Annotated in this window: 17 protein-coding genes; 11 read left to right on the top strand and 6 right to left on the bottom strand. The window is 73.1% G+C overall.

Features of this window, described 5'->3' with window-relative positions; genetic code table 11:
* Positions 1-42: 42 nt before the first annotated feature.
* The 5 genes from ABEA04_RS18435 (at position 43) to ABEA04_RS18415 (ending at position 5202) form a co-directional block, all read left to right on the top strand.
* Positions 43-1431 carry a cystathionine beta-synthase gene (locus tag ABEA04_RS18435; protein WP_345462139.1) on the top strand — a complete coding sequence of 463 codons (1389 nt, stop codon included), beginning with the start codon at positions 43-45 and terminating at the stop codon, positions 1429-1431.
* Positions 1432-1580: 149 nt separating this feature from the next.
* Positions 1581-2222, top strand: coding sequence for an ABC transporter permease (locus tag ABEA04_RS18430; RefSeq protein ID WP_345462136.1), 642 nt, complete (start codon positions 1581-1583; stop codon positions 2220-2222).
* Between the two features lies 1 nt (position 2223).
* A complete protein-coding gene (locus tag ABEA04_RS18425; protein ID WP_345462132.1) occupies positions 2224-3411 on the top strand; it encodes an ABC transporter ATP-binding protein in 1188 nt (395 codons plus the stop codon).
* On the top strand, positions 3404-4192 hold the full coding sequence (locus tag ABEA04_RS18420; RefSeq protein WP_345462129.1) for an ABC transporter permease: 789 nt from the start codon (positions 3404-3406) through the stop codon (positions 4190-4192). Before ABEA04_RS18425 ends, ABEA04_RS18420 begins: the two co-directional genes overlap by 8 nt.
* 26 nt (positions 4193-4218) lie before the next feature.
* Positions 4219-5202 (top strand): glycine betaine ABC transporter substrate-binding protein, encoded by a 984-nt coding sequence (locus ABEA04_RS18415; RefSeq protein WP_345462126.1) that lies wholly within the window; start codon positions 4219-4221, stop codon positions 5200-5202.
* Positions 5203-5715: 513 nt separating this feature from the next.
* Here ABEA04_RS18415 and ABEA04_RS18410 read toward each other — a convergent pair.
* A complete protein-coding gene (locus tag ABEA04_RS18410; RefSeq protein ID WP_345462123.1) occupies positions 5716-6507 on the bottom strand; it encodes an SAM-dependent methyltransferase in 792 nt (263 codons plus the stop codon).
* Positions 6508-6561: 54 nt separating this feature from the next.
* Between ABEA04_RS18410 and ABEA04_RS18405 the strand changes: the two genes are divergently transcribed.
* Entirely contained in the window at positions 6562-7359 is a 798-nt protein-coding gene (locus tag ABEA04_RS18405; RefSeq protein WP_345462120.1) for a hypothetical protein, read from the top strand.
* On the opposite strand, the gene ABEA04_RS18400 is transcribed toward ABEA04_RS18405, so the two are convergent.
* Genes ABEA04_RS18400 through ABEA04_RS18390 form a run of 3 tightly spaced genes read right to left on the bottom strand, consistent with a single transcriptional unit; the run spans position 7323 to position 9665 of the window.
* Positions 7323-7724, bottom strand: a complete 402-nt coding sequence (locus ABEA04_RS18400; protein ID WP_345462117.1) for a YchJ family protein — start codon at positions 7722-7724, stop codon at positions 7323-7325. The genes ABEA04_RS18405 and ABEA04_RS18400 overlap by 37 nt on opposite strands.
* Positions 7721-8569 (bottom strand): adenylate/guanylate cyclase domain-containing protein, encoded by an 849-nt coding sequence (locus ABEA04_RS18395; RefSeq protein ID WP_345462114.1) that lies wholly within the window; start codon positions 8567-8569, stop codon positions 7721-7723. The genes ABEA04_RS18400 and ABEA04_RS18395 overlap by 4 nt, the downstream gene beginning before the upstream one ends.
* Positions 8570-8609: 40 nt before the next feature.
* Positions 8610-9665, bottom strand: a complete 1056-nt coding sequence (locus ABEA04_RS18390) for an NAD(P)-dependent alcohol dehydrogenase (RefSeq protein WP_345462111.1) — start codon at positions 9663-9665, stop codon at positions 8610-8612.
* 129 nt (positions 9666-9794) lie between these two features.
* Between ABEA04_RS18390 and ABEA04_RS18385 the strand changes: the two genes are divergently transcribed.
* The 3 genes from ABEA04_RS18385 to ABEA04_RS18375 all read left to right on the top strand — a co-directional run bounded on the left by ABEA04_RS18385 (position 9795) and on the right by ABEA04_RS18375 (position 13897).
* Complete coding sequence (locus ABEA04_RS18385; RefSeq protein WP_345462108.1) at positions 9795-11186, top strand: magnesium chelatase ATPase subunit I; 1392 nt, start codon at positions 9795-9797, stop codon at positions 11184-11186.
* Positions 11187-11190: 4 nt separating this feature from the next.
* A complete protein-coding gene (locus tag ABEA04_RS18380) occupies positions 11191-11706 on the top strand; it encodes a GNAT family N-acetyltransferase (protein ID WP_345462105.1) in 516 nt (171 codons plus the stop codon).
* A 121-nt stretch (positions 11707-11827) separates the two neighbouring features.
* Positions 11828-13897 carry a VWA domain-containing protein gene (locus ABEA04_RS18375; RefSeq protein ID WP_345462102.1) on the top strand — a complete coding sequence of 690 codons (2070 nt, stop codon included), beginning with the start codon at positions 11828-11830 and terminating at the stop codon, positions 13895-13897.
* 3 nt (positions 13898-13900) lie between these two features.
* Here the strand turns inward: ABEA04_RS18375 and ABEA04_RS18370 are convergent, their stop codons facing one another.
* Both ABEA04_RS18370 and ABEA04_RS18365 read right to left on the bottom strand, forming a co-directional pair.
* Positions 13901-14704 (bottom strand): NYN domain-containing protein, encoded by an 804-nt coding sequence (locus ABEA04_RS18370; protein ID WP_345462099.1) that lies wholly within the window; start codon positions 14702-14704, stop codon positions 13901-13903.
* Between the two features lie 17 nt (positions 14705-14721).
* Positions 14722-15642 carry a LysR family transcriptional regulator gene (locus tag ABEA04_RS18365; protein ID WP_345462096.1) on the bottom strand — a complete coding sequence of 307 codons (921 nt, stop codon included), beginning with the start codon at positions 15640-15642 and terminating at the stop codon, positions 14722-14724.
* Positions 15643-15838: 196 nt separating this feature from the next.
* Here ABEA04_RS18365 and sfnG point away from each other — a divergent pair, with 196 nt between their 5' ends.
* Both sfnG and ABEA04_RS18355 read left to right on the top strand, forming a co-directional pair.
* Positions 15839-16948: a dimethylsulfone monooxygenase SfnG gene (sfnG, locus tag ABEA04_RS18360; protein WP_345462093.1), complete on the top strand. Its 1110-nt coding sequence runs from the start codon at positions 15839-15841 to the stop codon at positions 16946-16948.
* On the top strand, positions 16945-18171 hold the full coding sequence (locus ABEA04_RS18355; protein ID WP_345462090.1) for an SfnB family sulfur acquisition oxidoreductase: 1227 nt from the start codon (positions 16945-16947) through the stop codon (positions 18169-18171). The genes sfnG and ABEA04_RS18355 overlap by 4 nt, the downstream gene beginning before the upstream one ends.
* The last annotated feature ends 47 nt before the right edge of the window (positions 18172-18218 follow it).

Genomic DNA, 18218 nt, shown 5'->3' with positions numbered 1-18218 from the left:
GCGCGTTGGGCCCACGGCGGTCCTCGGTCGTAGGTTGAGCCGGTGGAGTACGTCACCTCGGTCCTCGACCTCATCGGCAACACCCCGCTCGTGCAGCTGCGCCGCACCCTCGACCTGCCGGACGGCGGCCCCCTGGTGCTCGCCAAGGTCGAGTACCTCAACCCCGGCGGGTCGGTGAAGGACCGCATCGCCACCCGCATGATCGACGCCGCGGAGGCCTCGGGCGAGCTGCAGCCCGGCGGCACGATCGTCGAGCCGACGTCCGGCAACACCGGCGTCGGGCTGGCGATGGTGGCCCAGGAGCGCGGCTACTCGTGCGTGTTCGTGTGCCCCGACAAGGTCAGCGAGGACAAGCGCAACGTGCTGCGCGCCTACGGCGCCGAGGTCGTCGTGTGCCCCACCGCCGTCGCGCCGGAGCACCCCGACTCGTACTACAACGTCTCCGACCGGCTGGCCTCCCAGCCGGGCGCCTGGAAGCCCGACCAGTACTCCAACCCGAACAACCCGCGCTCGCACTACGAGGAGACCGGCCCCGAGATGTGGCGCCAGACCGAGGGCCGCATCACCCACTTCGTCACCGGCATGGGCACCGGCGGCACCATCAGCGGCGTCGGGCGCTACCTGAAGGACCAGAACCCCGACATCCAGGTCATCGGCGCCGACCCCGCCGGCTCGGTCTACTCCGGCGGCAGCGGGCGGCCCTACCTCGTCGAGGGCGTCGGCGAGGACTTCTGGCCCGACACCTACGACCGCAGCGTCGCCGACCGTGTCATCGAGGTCTCCGACGCCGACTCCTTCGCCCACACGCGGCGGCTGGCCCGCGAGGAGGCGCTGCTGGTCGGCGGGTCCTGCGGCATGGCCGCCTTCGCCGCCCGGCAGCTGGCCCACGAGCTGGCCGCCACCCCCGAGGGCCGCGACGCCGTCGTCGTGGTGCTGCTGCCCGACTCCGGGCGCGGCTACCTCGGCAAGATCTTCAACGACGACTGGCTCGCCCAGTACGGCTTCTCCTCCGGCGGACCGGTCGCCAGCCGCACCGTCGGCCAGGTGCTGCGCGGCAAGTCGGGCCAGCTGCCCGACCTGGTGCACACCCACCCCAGCGAGACCGTCGCCGAGGCCGTCGCCATCCTGCAGGAGTACGGCGTCTCGCAGATGCCGGTCGTGCGCGCCGAGCCGCCGATCGTGGCGGCCGAGGTGGCCGGCTCGGTCTCCGACCGCGACCTGCTCGACGCCCTGTACGCGGGCAAGGCGCGCCTGACCGACCCCGTCGAGCAGCACATGTCGCAGCCGCTGCCGACCATCGGCGCCACCGAGGACGCCGCCGACGCCGTCGCCCTGCTCGAGACCGCCGACGCGGTGCTGGTGCAGGAGGACGGCAAGCCCGTCGGCGTCCTGACCCGGCAGGACCTGCTGGGCTTCCTCGCCCGTCCCTGACGGGGTCCGTAGCACGCCTGGTGCGGCGCCGAGGCGGCGCCCCGGACCCTCCGCGCGCTCATCCTGAGGGGTGGGCTGGCCTCGTGTGACCTGTGTTGAGGTTGGGGCGCTCGCGCCAGGGCGGGCCGGAAGGCGGGTGCTGGGAACGCGTGTGGGACTTCATCGACGAACGCAAGAGCCAGATCGCCTTCAACACCTACCAGCACGCCAGCCTGGTCATCCAGTCCGTGCTGGTGGCCACGGTCATCGCCGTCGGCATCGCGGTGCTGCTGGTGAGGGCGCCGCGGCTGCAGGGCGTGGCGAACATCGTCAGCGCGATCGGGCTCACGCTCCCGTCGTTCGCGCTGATCGGCATCCTGCTGCCACTCACCTCGATCGGACCGACGACGGCCTTCATCGCCGTCACCTTCTACGCCGTGCTGCCGATCCTGCGCAACGCGGTGGTCGGACTGCGCGGCGTCGACGCGACGCTGCTGGAGTCGGCGCGCGGCATGGGGATGAGCGAGCTCACCTCGCTGTGGCGCGTGCGGCTGCCGCTGGCCTGGCCGGTGATCTTCGCCGGCGTGCGGGTCTCGACCCAGATGGCGATGGGCATCGCGGCCATCGCCGCCTACGTCAAGGGCCCCGGCCTCGGTGAGTACATCTTCACCGGCCTGACCCAGATCGGCGGGGCCAACGCGATCAACTACGCCGTGGTCGGCACCGTCGGCATCATCCTCGTCGCGCTGGTCGCCGACGCGCTGCTGCTGCTGCTCGGCCGCTTCACCATCTCGAAGGGAATCCGTGCCTGACATGACCACCGCACCCGACCTGACCAAGGACGAGCAGGGCGAGCCCTCGAGCACCGGCGGAGGCGAGGTCAGCGGCGCCGAGATCGTGCTGCGCGACGTCGTCAAGCAGTACCCGGGGCAGAAGACCCCGGCCGTGCAGTCGCTGTCGCTGACCATCCCGGCCGGCGAGATCGTGATGTTCGTCGGCCCGTCCGGCTGCGGCAAGACGACGTCGCTGAAGATGATCAACCGGCTCATCGAGCCGACGTCCGGCACCATCCTCATCGACGGCCAGGACGTCAAGCAGCAGAGCCAGACCGAGCTGCGCCGCCGCGTGGGCTACGTCATCCAGGGCGGCAGCCTGTTCCCGCACATGACGGTGACCAAGAACATCGCGATCGTGCCCAAGCTGCTCGGCTGGGACGCCGACCGCATCAGCACCCGCGTCGACGAGCTGCTCGACCTCGTGGGCCTCGACCCCGAGCGCTACCGCGACCGCTACCCGCGCGAGCTCTCCGGCGGCCAGCAGCAGCGCGTCGGCGTCGCCCGCGGCCTGGCCGCCGACCCGCCCGTCATCCTCATGGACGAGCCGTTCGGCGCCGTCGACCCGATCACCCGCCAGCGGCTGCAGGACGAGCTGCTCAGCATCCAGCGCGAGCTGCGCAAGACGATCGTGTGCGTCACCCACGACATCGACGAGGCGATCAAGCTCGGCGACCGCATCCTGATCCTGCAGGAGGGTGCGCAGGTCGCGCAGTACGACACCCCCGAGGTGGTGCTCAGCGCACCCGCCAACGACTTCGTGGCCGACTTCGTGGGCGCCGGCTCCTCGCTCAAGGCGCTCAGCCTGGCCCGGGTCAACGAGGTCGAGCTGCGCCAGGAGGTCACCGCCACCATCGGCGAGTCGACCGCCGAGGTGCGCAAGCGCGTCGAGGACGCCGGCTCGCGCAGCGTCGTGGTGCTCGACGGCCGGGGCCGCCCCCGCGGCTGGCCCTGGCTGCGCCAGCTCAAGGGCGAGACGATCGTCGAGCCGACCGAGGACCTCGTCAACCTCGACCAGCGCGCCACGCTCAACGACGCGCTCGACACCATGCTCTCCAGCAGCCACGGTGGCGCCGTCGTCACCGGCGACCGCGACCAGTACCTCGGCGTCGTCGACTTCGACGCGGTGACCGCCTACATCCGCAACCTCGAGGCCGAGCATGAGTGAGGCCGCCGTCGGCCGGCCGAGCGGCGTCGCCGTCCGCGGGCCCCGCCGCATCGACCGCGAGACGCTGCTCATGCTCGTCGTGCCGCCGGTGCTGGTGCTGCTGGTCTTCGGCGGCTACGTGCTGTGGCGCGAGACCGCCGACCTCGACCCCACCGAGCTGCGGCAGCTGGCGTGGCCGACGATCCTCGACCAGATCTGGGACCACACCAAGCTGACCCTCGTCACCTCGGCGCTGGTCGTGGTCGTCGCCGTGCCGCTCGGCGTGCTGCTGACCCGCGGCCGCGTGGGCCGCGCCGTGGCGCCGGTCGTCGTCGGCATCGCCAACGTGGGCCAGGCGGCGCCGTCCATCGGCTTGCTGGTGCTGCTGGCCATCTGGATCGGCTTCGGCTTCTGGACCGCCGTGCTCGCCCTGACGCTCTACGGCCTGCTGCCGGTGCTGCGCAACACCATCACCGGCCTGCAGGGCGTCGACCCCACGCTGGTCGAGGCCGGACGCGGGCTCGGGATGTCGAGCGGCTCGGTGCTGCTGCGCATCGAGCTGCCGCTCGCCCTGCCGGTGATCATGACCGGCGTCCGCACCGCCCTGGTGCTCGTCGTCGGCACCGCGACCCTCGCCACCTTCATCAACGGCGGCGGGCTCGGGGCCACCATCAACTCCGGCATCACGCTGTTCCGCTTCTCGGTGATGATCGCCGGGGCCGTGCTCGTGGCGCTGCTCGCGCTGACCATCGAGTGGCTCGGGCGACTGCTCGAGCTGGTCGCCAAGCCGAAGGGGATCTGATGACGCGCCGGGGATCGTGGAGGTCCGTGCGGACCTGGGTGGCCGGGCTGGCCGCCGCCGCCGTGCTGACGCCGGCCCTCACCGGGTGCGGCCTGGCCACCGCCGGCGGCAACGTGCCGTCGGGCACGCTGGCCGGCCCGCTCGCCGACGCCCCGAGCCTCGACGGCGTCGAGATCGCCGTGGGGTCGAAGAACTTCTCCGAGAACATCCTGCTCGGCAAGATCGCGCTGATCCTGCTCAAGTCGGCCGGGGCCGACGTCACCGACCTCACCAACATCCCCGGCAGCGCCTCGGCGCGGCAGGCGCAGATCTCCGGCGACATCAACGCCATGTGGGAGTACACCGGCACCGGCTGGCTGGTCTACCTGCAGGAGCCCAAGCCGATCCCCGACGAGGAGAAGCAGTACGAGGCGGTGCGCGACGCCGACCTCGAGAAGAACGACCTGGTGTGGCTGCCGCCGGCGCCGATGAACAACACCTACGCCTTCGCCATCACCCAGGAGAGCCAGCAGAAGTACGGCATCACGAAGTCCTCGGAGATCAAGAAGGTGCCGGTCGCCGAGCGCACGTTCTGCGTCGAGTCGGAGTTCCAGAACCGCGCCGACGGCCTCGAGGGCTTCCTGAAGGCCTACGACGTCCCGCTCGGCGGGTCGAACGGCGTCCCCGGCGGCAACATCCAGACCTACCAGACCGGCGCCATCTACGACGCGACCGCGAAGGGGGAGTGCACCTTCGGCGAGGTCTTCACCACCGACGGCCGCATCCTCGCGCTCGACCTCGCCGTGCTCGAGGACGACCGCAAGTACTTCCCCAACTACAACGTCTCGCTCGTGCTGCGCGACGAGCTCTACGAGGCCCACCCCGAGATCGAGGAGCTCATGGCCCCGGTCACCGAGAAGCTGACCAGCGAGGTGCTGCTCGAGCTCAACGCCCGCATCGACGTCGACGGCGACGAGCCCACCAACGTCGCCCTCGAGTGGCTGGAGTCGGAGGGGTTCTTGGAGTCCTGAGGGCGCCGGACCACGACGCAACGCAGCGATCAGGGGGTCGGGACCACACGGACGACGACGCAACGGAGCGTCCACGGGGTCGGGATCACACGGACCCTGAGCTTGTCGAAGGGCTACTCCAGGTCAACCGGGCGACCCGACCACCCAGCCGCCACTCCGCACCTGATCGAGCGCCAGCGCGTTCGACCGCAGCGGAGCAGCGCCAGCCCGCGTGAGAGCGGGACGTCCCGAGCGGGGCTGGTGGCGGTGCTGGGCATCAAGGCAGCGGAGAACACGCGCCAAAGCGACGAAGGAGCGGAGGCGCGATCAAACACAGCGGTCGATATCTGCCACCACGCCGGCCCCGTTGACCGTCAGGTGCCCTTCGACAAGCTCAGGGTCCGTGTGGTGCCGACCCCGAGAGTGCTCTGTTGCGTGACCGCCCGTGTGGTCCCGACCCCGTGGACCCTGCGCGGTCTCGAGGCTCGTCGCCAGGGCTCCTCGCACCTCGACCATCGTGTGGGCGCCCGGCACCTAGACCACGGGTCGGGGCATGAGGGCGAAGACGCCCCAGCCGAGATGGGTGCGCTGGTAGGTGGCGTGGTCGACGGGGGCGGTGTCGAGCTCGGTGCGCATCTCGGCCCACAGCTCGTGGGGCGGGTCGTCGTCGGCGTGGGCGTCGAGCCAGCGGCGGGTGCTCAGCCACTGGGCGGCGACGTAGACGTCCCAGTCGTCGCGGTCGGCCAGCACCATCTGGACGACGTCCAGGCCGTGCTCGGCGAACGCGGCGAGCAGGCCCGACAGGGTCTGCCACGTCGTGCGGTCCTCGGCGTGGCAGCGGCGCGCGACGTCGTCGGTCTCGGGCACCCGCTCCCAGAACGGATGGCCCACGAGCAGCAGCCCGCCCGGGCGCAGCACGCTCGCGAGCAGGTCGACGGTGCCGAACAGGTCGCCGCCGATCCAGGTGGCGCCGAGGCAGGCGACGACGTCGAACGGCTCGCCGCCCGCCGCGAGGCGGGCCGCCACCCACGCCGCGCCCTCGGCGTGCTCGAAGCGGACGGCGTCGCTGACGCCCACCTCGAGCGAGCGGGACACGGCCGCCTCGGTGAACGCGCTGCTGAGGTCGACCCCGACACCGCGGACGCCGTGGTCGCGCGCCCACGTGCAGAGCATCTCGCCCGACCCGGAGCCGAGGTCGAGCACCGTCGCCCCGGGCGGTAGCCGCAGCGCCTCACCGAGCCGGCCCAGCTTGGCCGCCGAGAGCGGGTCATGGATGCGGTGGTCGGACTCGCGGACGACGTACTGCGGCGGGATGTCGGACGGCACACCCCGACCCCACCCCACCCGGCCACCGGCCGTCACCTGGATTACGGTCGCCCCGTGACGCCGTCGTCCCGGGTGCTCGACCTGTTCGCCGTGCCCGACGCGGTCGAGCCGCTGCCGGGCGGGCAGGGCCGGTCGGTGCGCGCCGGCGACCTCGTGCTCTCACCCGGCCGCGACGCCGACGTCGCCGGATGGCTGAACCCGGTGCTGGCCCGGCTCGCCGTCGCGCTCGACGAGGCCCCGGCACGCCGGGCCCTCGACCTGCGGGTGGCGATGCCGGTGCCGGCCCGCGACGGCTCCTGGGTCGTCGACGGCTGGGGCGCCTCGCGCTACGAGCCCGGCACCGTCGCCTGCCGCGACCTCGACGTCACGCTCGCCGCCGGGCGAGTGCTGCACGCGCGGTTGGCCGTCGCCGTCCGCGAGCGGCCGGCAGGGCTCGACGCGCGCGCCGACCGCTGGGCGGTCGCCGAGCGGCTGGCGTTCGCGCCGGCGTCGGCGCTGGCGCGCAGCGACGTGAAGGCCGCCCAGCGGGTGGCCGGCCTGCTGGAGGAGACCTCGCTGGGCGAGGAGCAGCTGGTGCACGCCGACCTCGCGGGCAACGTGCTGCTCGACGCGGCCGGCGCGGCGGTGGTCATCGACGTCGCGCCGTCGTGGCGGCCGGTCCTGTGGGCCGAGGCGGTGTGCGTCGTCGACTCGGTGATGTGGCTCGACGCCCCCGGGTCGGCCCTGGCGGCGTGGACGACGGGCGCCCGCCGCCAGGCCGCCCTGCGGGCGATCGCCTTCCGCGCGCTGGCCGACGAGCCCGGCCACGAGGCCGACTACGACGACGTGATCGCGTCGGTCGCCTCGAGGTAGAACCACCGACCGGCCCGTCGCGCGAAGCGGCTGCGCTCGTGCAGTCGGCCCTCGGTGTGGGTGGCGGTGAACTCCACCTCGTCGCCGACCGCCTCGTGCACGACCAGGCCGAACCAGTGCAGCGACGGGCCGCGCACCTCGAGCGGCCGGGTGCGCGGGTGCCAGGTGCGCCAGACGTAGTCGTGCTCGCCGAGCGCGTAGGCGGCGTAGCGCGAGCGCATCAGCCGCTCGGGGGTCTCGGCCTGCGCCGACCCGCGGTGCAGCCGCCCGCAGCACGCGTCGTAGGCGACGCCCGTGCCACACGGACAGGGCGAGGACGCCGTGCCGGGGCGGCCGAGGCCGCCGAGTCCGCCGACGCCGCTCACCGGGCCTGCACCTGCCAGACCCGGTGGCTGCCCGGCAGGCCCTTCAGCTCGACCTCGCCGGCCTCGACCAGCGCGACGGCGGCGTCGTCGTCGAGCGCGTCGTGCACGGCGTCGCTGGTGAGCACCTGGCCGCCCGCCGCCAGCGCACCCAGCCGCGCCGCGACCACCACGTTGCGGCCGAAGAAGTCGCCGTCGCGGCTGACGACCGCGCCGGTGTGCACGCCGATGCGCACCCGCACCGCGGCGGTGCGCGGACGACGTCGCAGCTCGCGGTGCACGCCGAGCGCGGCCCGGCAGGCCGCCTCGACGTCGCGGAAGGCCACCATGAACCCGTCGCCCGCGGTCTTGACCACCTGACCCCGGTAGCGCTCGACCTGCCCGCGGACGACGGCGTCGTGGGCGGCGAGCAACCGCACCCAGCGGCGGTCGCCCAGCTCGTGGTTGAGCACGGTGGAGTCCTCGATGTCGCTGAACAGGAGCGTGACCCGGCCCTCGGCGTCGGCGACGTTCACGATCTCCTGGCGCCGGGTGTCGGCCCAGGCCTGCAGCTCGTCGATGGAGGTCTGCACCAGGCCCGCGAGCCCGCGCTCACGCACCGTGCCGGCCGTGCGGCTGGCGGTGCGGACGACGCGGGCCACCGCCTTCTCGGCCGGGGTGGCGGCGGGCCGGGGCTTGAGCGCGGCGGTGAGGTCGGCCTCCAGCTCGTCGACCCGGGCCCGGGTGCGGGCCAGCTCGGCGCGCTGCGCGGACAGGGCCCGCAGCGCGACCGCGAGCGCGACGAGGGCGGCCAGGGCCACCACCCCGGCCGCCAGCGCCGCCACCGTCGCCACGCCCGTGCCGCTCACGGCGACGAGCGTAGTGACGTGGCGGCGTCCGGCGTCGGGATCAGCCGATGGTGGAGGCGTCGATGACCGCGCGGTAGCGCACGTCGCCGTCGACGACCTTGTCGTAGTAGTCGTCGACCTGGCCGGCCTCGATGACCTCGACGGTGGCGGTGATGCCGTGCTCGGCGCAGAAGTCGAGCATCTCCTGGGTCTCGGGCAGGCCGCCGACCATCGAGCCGGCGAGCGCGCGGCGCATCGTGAGCAGCGAGAAGGCCGCGATGTCGAGGGAGTCGCTGGGGGCGCCCAGGTTGACCATGGTGCCGCCGCGGCCGAGCGTGGCGGCGAACGCGTCGAGGTCGATGCCGTCGCCGACGGTGTTGAGCAGCAGGTCGAAGCGGCCCTGCAGGTCGTCGAGGACGCCGTCCTCGCCGGTGGCGTAGTAGGCGGTGGCGCCGAACGCCTGGCCGTCGTCGGCCTTGGCGTCGGTGCGGCTGAGCACGCTGACCTCGGCGCCCATCGCGGCGGCGATCTTGACCGCCACGTGGCCGAGGCCGCCGAGGCCGATGACGCCGACCTTGGTGCCCTCGCCGGCGCCGTAGCGCTTGAGCGGGCTGTAGGTGGTGATGCCGGCGCACAGCAGCGGCGCGACGCCCGGCAGGTCGTCCTCGGAGAAGGCGTCGGGGACCTTCACGACGAAGTGGTCGCGCACGACGACCTCGCGGCTGTAGCCGCCGTAGGTGACCTCGCCGTGGTAGTCCTCCGCCGAGTAGGTCTGCACGACGCCCTTCTGGCAGAACATCTCCTCGCCGTCGCGGCAGGCGTCGCACTCCAGGCAGGAGTCGACGAAGCAACCGACGCCGACGAGGTCGCCGACCTGGTGCGTGGTCACCTCGGAGCCGAGCTCGGCGACGGTGCCGAGGATCTCGTGGCCGGGGGTCATCGGGTAGATGCCGCCGCCCCACTCGTCGCGGGCCTGGTGGATGTCGGAGTGGCAGATGCCGGCCCAGCGGATCTCGATGCGGACGTCGTCGGGGCGCAGGTCGCGGCGCTCGATCTCGACGGTCTCGAAGGACGCCTTGGCCTCGGGCACGGACAGGGCGTGAACGGAGGTGGTCATGTCTTCAACCAAACCCGACGGGAGTCCGCGATCCGCTCACCCCTCGGGAGAGCGGCCGGGTGGCATTGCGCACGTCGGGCCGGCTCGCGTCACCGCCGTCCGCTTGGTGTGCGTGGTTGTCTGGACCGTGTGAGTGCTGCCCCCTCCATCGCCACCGTCGGCCAGCTGCGCGAGTCGGGCCATGTCGCCCGGCCGCTGCGTGTCGAGCTGCGCGAGAACCTGCTGGCCCGCCTGGCGTCGGGCGAGGACCCGTGGCCGGGTCTCCACGGCTTCGAGAACACCGTCATCCCCCAGCTCGAGCGCGCCCTGATCGCCGGGCACGACGTCGTCCTGCTCGGCGAGCGCGGGCAGGGCAAGACCCGCCTGCTGCGCACCCTGGTGGGCCTGCTCGACGAGTGGTCGCCGGTGATCGCGGGGTCCGAGCTCGGCGAGCACCCCTACGAGCCCATCACCCACGAGTCGCGCCGTCGCGCGCTCGAGGACGGCGACCGCCTCGCCGTCGAGTGGCGCCACCGCGACGAGCGCTACGCCGAGAAGCTCGCCACGCCCGACACCTCGGTGGCCGACCTGATCGGCGACGTCGACCCGATGAAGGTGGCCGAGGGTCGCTCGCTCGGCGACCCCGAGACCATCCACTTCGGCCTCATCCCGCGCAGCCACCGCGGCATCGTGGCCATCAACGAGCTGCCCGACCTCGCCGAGCGCATCCAGGTCGCGATGCTCAACGTGATGGAGGAGCGCGACATCCAGATCCGCGGCTACGTGCTGCGGCTGCCGCTCGACGTCCTCGTGGTCGCCTCGGCCAACCCCGAGGACTACACCAACCGCGGGCGCATCATCACCCCGCTCAAGGACCGCTTCGGCGCCGAGATCCGCACGCACTACCCGACCGACCTCGCCTCGGAGGTGGCCGTCATCCGGCAGGAGGCCGACCTCGTCGCCGACGTGCCCGACCACCTCGTCGAGATCCTGGCCCGCTTCACCCGCCACCTGCGCGAGTCGTCGTCGGTCGACCAGCGCTCCGGCGTCTCGGCGCGGTTCGCGATCGCCGGGGCCGAGACGATCGCCGCGGCCGCGCTGCACCGCGCCACCGTGCAGGGCGAGGACGAGGCCGTCGCCCGCGTCGTCGACCTCGAGACCGCCGTCGACGTGCTCGGCGGCAAGATCGAGTTCGAGAGCGGTGAGGAGGGGCGCGAGGAGGAGGTGCTGACCCACCTGCTGCGCACCGCCACCGCCGAGGCCGTGCGCACCCACCTGCGCGGCGTCGACCTCGGGCTGCTCGTCGAGGCCATCGAGTCGGGCGCCATGGTCACCACCGGCGAGCAGGTCGGGGCGCGCGACTTCCTCACCGGCTTGCCGGTGCTCGGCGAGTCAGACCTCTACGACCAGGTCTGCGACCGGCTCGGCGCCACCAACGACGGGCAGCGCGCCGGCGCGATCGAGCTGGCCCTCGAGGGTCTCTACCTGGCCCGCCGCGTCGGCAAGGACACCGACGGGGCCGAGACGGTCTACGGGTCGTGACGTCGTGACCGCCGGTGCGACGGTGCGCGAGGCGACGGCGGACGACGTCGCCGGCGTCGTCGCGCTCGGCGAGGCGGTCGTGCCGCCGACCTACGGGCCGATCAGCGACGAGCTGGCCGCGAGCCAGCTGAGCCGCTGGTGGTCGCCCGAGGCGGTCGCCGACTCGATGGGCCGGCTGCCCCACTGGGTGGCCGTCGACGCTGACGACGCGACCGTCGTGGGCGTGGCGAACCTGGGCGAGAGCGACGGCGTCCCCACGATGTGGAAGCTCTACGTGCACCCCGAGTGCCACGGCACCGGCCTCGGCTCGGCGCTGCTCGACCGCGTGGTCGACGCCGCACGCGGGCGGGGCGCCGACGTCCTGCAGCTGGAGCACGTCGCCGGCAACGACCCGGCTGCCCGCTTCTACGCCCGCCGCGGCTTCGTCGAGACCGGCCGCACCCCGCTTGCCGGGGTGCCCGGCGTCCCCGGCCTCGAGCAGGTCTGGATGACGCTCGACCTCACCGGGAGCCCGTCGTGACCCGCGCGCCCCGTCCCACCGACCTTCTCGGCCTTTCCCTGACCTTCTCGGCCGGTGCAACGCCCGAGAACGTCAGGAACACCCGGTCCACCGGGTATCCCTGCCACCGGAGCGAAACCACATGAGCAACGACAGCACCACCCGCCACACACGGTTCAAGCGCTACGACGGCGGCGACCCGCTGGCGCCGCCGGTCGACCTCGGCGAGGCGCTCGACGCCATCGGCGAGGACGTGATGGCCGGCTACAGCCCCGAGCGGGCCATGCGGGAGTACCTGCGGCGCGGCAGCCGCGACCAGGCGGGCCTCGACGAGCTGGCCCGGCGCGTGGCCGAGCGGCGCCGCGAGCTGACCCGCGAGCACCACCTCGACGGCACCCTCGAGCAGGTGCGCGAGCTGCTCGACCGCGCCGTCCTCGAGGAGCGCAAGCAGCTCGCCCGCGACATAGCGATGGACGACGGCGACCGCGCCCTGCGCGAGATGCAGCTGGAGAACCTCTCGCCCAACACCGCCGCCGCGGTGAGCGAGCTGTCGGCCTACGACTGGAAGAGCCGCGAGGCCCGCGAGGCCTACGACGAGATCAAGGACCTGCTCGGGCGCGAGCTGCTCGACCAGCGCTTCGCCGGCATGAAGGACGCGCTCGAGAACGCCACCGACGCCGACCGCGCCGCCGTCGCCGAGATGCTCGGCGACCTCAACGAGCTGCTCGACAAGCACGGCAGCGGCGAGGACGTCGACGACGACTTCCGCGCCTTCATGGACAAGCACGGCCAGTTCTTCCCCGAGGACCCGCAGAACATCGACGAGCTGCTCGACGCCCTCGCCCAGCGTGCCGCGGCCGCCCAGCGGATGCTCAACTCGATGAGCGCCGAGCAGCGCCAGCAGCTGATGGAGCTCTCGGCGCAGGCCTTCGGCTCGCCCGAGCTGATGGAGCAGCTGGCCCAGCTCGACGCCAACCTGCAGGCCCTGCGGCCCGGCGAGGACTGGGGCGGCTCGGAGGGCTTCGAGGGCGAGCAGGGGCTCGGGCTCGGCGACGGCACCGGCGTCCTGCAGGACCTCGCCGAGCTCGACGAGCTGGCCGACCAGCTCGCCCAGAGCCACCCGGGCGCCCGCATGGACGACGTCGACCTCGACGCCCTGGCCCGCCAGCTCGGCGACGAGGCCGCCGTCGACGCCCGCACGCTGCAGCGGCTCGAGCAGGCGCTGCGCGACGGCGGCACCCTGCGCCGCGGCTCCGACGGCACCCTGCAGCTGACCCCGAAGGCGATGCGTCAGCTCGGCAAGGCGCTGCTGCGCGACGTCGCCCAGCGGATGTCGGGCCGCCAGGGGGCCCGCGAGATGCACAAGGCCGGGGCGGCGGGGGAGCGGTCGGGCGCCACCCGGCCCTGGGCCTTCGGCGACACCGAGCCGTGGGACGTGCCCCGCACCGTGCTCAACGGCATCGTGCGCCGCGCCGGCGACGCGCCCGGCGTCACCGGGCCGTTCCTGACCATCGACGACGTCGAGGTGCAGGAGACCGAGGCCCGCACCCAGGCCGCGGTCGCGCTCTGCGTCGACACCTCGTTCTCCATGGCGATGGACGGCCGCTGGGTGCCGATGAAGCGCACCGCGCTGGCGCTGCACACGCTGATCCGCAGCCGCTTCCGCGGCGACGCGCTGCAGCTGATCACCTTCGGCCGCCACGCCGAGGTGATGGACATCGAGCAGCTCACCGCGCTCGACGCGCGCTGGGACAAGGGCACCAACCTGCACCACGCGCTGCTGCTCGCCAACCGTCACTTCCGGCGTCATCCCACGGCGCAGCCGGTGCTGCTGGTGGTCACCGACGGCGAGCCGACCTCGCACCTGGAGTCGAGCGGCGAGGTCTACTTCAGCTACCCGCCGCACCCGGCGACCATCGCGCACGCCGTCCGCGAGCTCGACAACTCGCGCCGCCTGGGCGCGCAGACGACGTTCTTCCGCCTCGGCGACGACCCGGGCCTGGCCCGCTTCATCGACCAGATGGCCCACCGGGTCGACGGGCGCACCGTCAGCCCCGAGCTCGACGACCTCGGCGCCGCCGTGGTCGGGTCCTACCTCGGCTCGCGGGACGCCGGCCGGCCCGGCGGGCCGGGCGGGCTCGGCGGCATGACCGGGTGGCGCAGCGGCTACGGCGACTGGTTCGGCGAGCGGGGCTTCTGGGCCGACCGCTGAGGCTCAGCCGCGACGACCGCCGGTCTTCTTCGCGGTCGACTTCCTCGCGGTCGTCTTCCTCGCCTCGGCCTCGGCCGGCTTCGGCTCGAGGCGCACCCGGGTCACGTTGCCGCCCGACTGCTCGACGTCGAGGTAGTCCTGCGCGCGGGCGAGCGCGATGAGCTTGCCGAAGCCGTAGTTGCGGGGATCGAAGGAGGCGTCACGCTTCTGCAGGTGGTTGCCGACCGCACCGAGGTGCGCCCAGCCGTCCTCGAGCGAGGCGGCGTCGACCGCCGCGGTGAGGATCGTGCGCAGGTCGGGCAGCGGCGTCACCTCGTCGGCGTCGTCGGGCGCGACGTCGTCGTCCGCGTGCGAGGCCCCGGTGCCACCGGAGGTGAGCACCTCGAGGAAGACGAACCGGTCGCAGGCCGCGATCAGCGCGGCCGGCGTGGTGCGGCGGCCCAGGCCGATCACCTGCTTGCCCGACTCGCGCAGCCGGGTCGCCAGCCGGGTGAAGTCGCTGTCGCTCGAGACCAGCGCGAACGCGTCGAGGTTGCCGGCGTAGAGCAGGTCCATCGCATCGATGATCAGCGCGGAGTCGGTGGAGTTCTTGCCGCGGGTGTTGGCGAACTGCTGCATCGGCTGGATGGCGTGACGCAGCAGCGGGTCCTTCCACCCGTTGAGGTTCGACGTCGTCCAGTCACCGTAGGCGCGCTTGATGGTCGGCGTCCCGAAGGAGGCGAGCTCCTCCAGGATGGCGGCCGCGTGCGCGCCGGAGGTGTTGTCGGCGTCGATGAGCACCGCGAGCCGCGTGTCGGAGGTCGCCACGACCCCAGGGTAGGGCGCTACGACGCGCGTGCCCCGGCATAGCGGCGGGCCCGGTCGAGCAGGGCGACCTGCAGCGCCCGCACCTGGCGCGGCGGGGGAGCGTGGGCGGCGGCCCGGTGGCGCATGACGAGCGTGACGACGGTGGTGTCGCCGGCGATGGGACGGGTGGTGATGACCCCGGCCTTCTCGAGCGGGTCGCCGACCACGCTGTAGTCGGGCAGCAGCGTGACGCCCATGCCCTCGGCCACCAGCGCCTTGCCCATCTCGGCGCCGTCGGTGAGGTGGCACACGGTGGGCATCTCGGCGCCGAAGACGCGGTGGGCGAAGCGGTGCATGAGGTAGCCGGCCCGCATGGCCACGAACGGCTGGGCGCGCAGCTCGTCGACGTCGACGTGGGTGCGGGCGGCCAGCGGGTGGTCGGCGGGCATCACGACGACCGGGCGACCGTGCACGAGGTCGGTGCCGACGAGGTCGGGCGGCGGGTCGTCGCCGGCCAGCAGGTTGACCAGGCCGAGGTCGAGGGTGCCCTCGAGCAGGCCCTGGTCGATCTCGGCCTGCTGCAGGGTGAGCAGCTCGATGTCGGCCTCGGGCTGCTCGCGCTGCACCTGCGCCACGGCCGGCACCAGCAGCGTGGTGGTGGCGGCGTTCACCGTGCCCACCCGCACCCGGCGCACGTCGGCGCGGTGGTCGCCGGCCGCGGCCCGCAGCCGGTCGACCGCCTCGAGGACGGCGACCATGTGCTGCAGCAGGTCGCGCCCCTCCCGCGAGATGCGCGCCCCCGAGCGCCGGCGGTCGAGCAGCTGGACGCCGAGCTCGCGCTCGAGCTTGCTCACCGCCTCGCTGAGGGCCGGCTGGGAGATGTGGAGCCGCTCGCTGGCGCGGCGCAGCGAGCCGTGCTGCGTGACGGCCGCGAGGTACTCCAGCTGCTCGATGCGCACGGGGTCGCTCCTCGGTTCTCTGCCGGGTCTCGCCGGGTGGTTCCCGGCGGGTGGTTCCCGGTGGTGCCAGGCAGGGCCTTGCACCCTCCCGCCGGTTCCGAGCGGCCCGTGATGCGCGTTGCCTTGCATCCGTTCGGTAACTGGATAAAGTCACTATACATAAGTCCCTGACCCCGTGTCGCGCAGGAGTGATCGCATGTCCGTCCCGACCCACGAGCCGCTGAAGTTCGCCTACTGGGTGCCCAACGTCAGCGGCGGCCTGGTCGTCAGCACCATCGAGCAGCGCACCGACTGGACCCTCGACTACAACCTCGAGCTGGCCCGTCTCGCCGAGGCCAACGGCTTCGACTACGCCCTCTCCCAGGTGCGCTACATGGCCGGCTACGGCGCCGCCTACCAGCACGAGTCGACCTCGATCAGCCTCGCCATCGCGCTGGCGACCGAGCGGCTCAAGGTGATCGCCGCCGTCCACCCCGGACTGTGGCAGCCCGGGGTCCTCGCCAAGCTCGTCGCCAGCTCCGACCAGTACACCAAGGGCCGCTTCTGCGTGAACGTGGTCAGCGGCTGGTTCAAGGACGAGTTCACCAAGCTCGGCGAGCCGTGGCTCGAGCACGGCGAGCGCTACCGCCGCTCCGAGGAGTTCATCCGCTACCTGCGCGAGATCTGGACCAGCGACCACGCCGAGCTGCAGGGCGACTTCTACCGGCTGCACGACTTCGACCTCAAGCCCAAGCCGTACGACGTGCCGGGCCGCCCGCACCCCGAGATCTTCATGGGCGGCAACTCCACCGACGCCCGCGGCATGGGCGGCCGCGTCACCGACTGGTACTTCATGAACGGCAACAGCCCCGAGGGCATCGCCGAGCAGGTGCGCGACGTCAGCGACGTCGCCAAAGTGCACGGCCGCGAGGGCCACGTGCGCTTCGGCGTCAACGGCTTCGTCATCGGCCGCGAGACCCAGGCGCAGGCCCACGCCGTCCTCGACGAGATCGTCGCCAAGGCCGACGTCGAGGCCGTCGAGGGCTTCGGCTCCGCCGTGACCCAGGCCGGCCGGTCGACCGGCGACAAGAAGGGCATGTGGCAGGACTCCGACTTCAAGGACCTCGTGCAGTACAACGACGGCTTCCGCACCGGCCTGATCGGCACGCCCGAGCAGATCGCGCACCGGATGCTCGAGTACAAGCGGCAGGGCGTGCACCTGTTCCTGCTCGGCTTCCTGCACTTCCAGGAGGACGTGCAGTACTTCGGCCGCGAGGTGCTGCCGATCGTGCGCGAGCTCGAGGCCGCCGAGCTGGCCCGGGCATGACCGGCCGGGTGCCGGTGCTCGCGCCCGGCGAGGCCGTCGCCGTCGCGGCCGACCTCGCCGAGCGCTTTGCCAAGGGCGCCGCCGACCGCGACGCCGAGCGGGTGCTGCCGCGCGCCGAGCTCGACGCGCTGTCCGACTCCGGCCTGCTCGCGCTCACCGTGCCCGCCGCCCACGGCGGCGCCGGCGCCTCGGTCGCCACCCTCACCGAGGTCGTGCGGCTGCTCGCCGCCGGCGACCCCAACGTCGCGCAGGTGCCGCACAGCCACTTCGTCTACGTCAACGCGCTGCGCCACCACGGCACGCCCGCCCAGCAGTCCAGGCTGTTCGGCGAGGTGCTCGACGGACGCCGCTTCGGCAACGCCCAGTCCGAGCTCGGCACCAAGCACGTGCGCGACTTCCGCACCACGCTCCGCCCGCGCACGGCGTCCGAGGGCGGCGGCTGGCTGCTCGACGGCGAGAAGGCGTACTGCACCGGAGCGCTCTTCGCCGACTGGATCCCGGTGCTGGCCCACCACGGGACCACACCCGCCGGCGAACCCGGCCCCATGGTCGTGGCCTGGGTCGAGCGGCACGCCGAGGGCGTCACCGTCGTCGACGACTGGGACGGCCTCGGCCAGCGGACGACGGCCAGCGGCCGCGTCACGCTCCAGGGCGTCGTCGTCCTTGACGAGCTCGTCACGCCCTGGCACCTGACCTTCGCGGGTCCGCAGACCTACGGCGCCTTCGCCCAGGTGCTGCACGCCGCCATCGACGCCGGCATCGCCCGCGCCGCCCTCACCGAGGCCGCCGCGTTCGTCACCACCAAGAGCCGGCCCTACCCCGACGCCATCGCCACCTACGGCACCGAGCGCCACGCCGACGACCCGCTCGTCGTCCAGGCCTTCGGCGAGATGGAGCTCGCCGTGCGCGGCACCGAGGCGCTGCTCGCCGAGGCCGCCCGCACCGTCGACGCCGCCGACGCCGACCTCACCGCCGAGACCGCCGGCACCGCCAGCCTCGCCGTCGCCGCCGCCCGCGCCAGCACCGCCCAGGTCTCGGTCGAGGTCACCAGCCGGCTCTTCGAGGTGGCCGGCACCCGCTCCGCGCTCGCCTCGCTCAACCTCGACCGGCACTGGCGCAACGCCCGCACCCACACCCTCCACGACCCCGCCGCCTGGAAGGTGCACCACTTGGGCCGCTGGGCACTCGACGGCACCGCTCCGCCGAACCACGGGCAGCTCTGAATGGTCACCCGCTGCGCGGGCCGGGCGGGGATGCTCGCCAGGGCTCG

Source organism: Nocardioides marinquilinus, from assembly GCF_039543705.1.
Lineage (GTDB): Bacteria > Actinomycetota > Actinomycetes > Propionibacteriales > Nocardioidaceae > Nocardioides > Nocardioides marinquilinus.
Note: the sequence above shows the minus strand (reverse complement) of the source record. Positions and strands in the feature narration are given on the sequence as shown.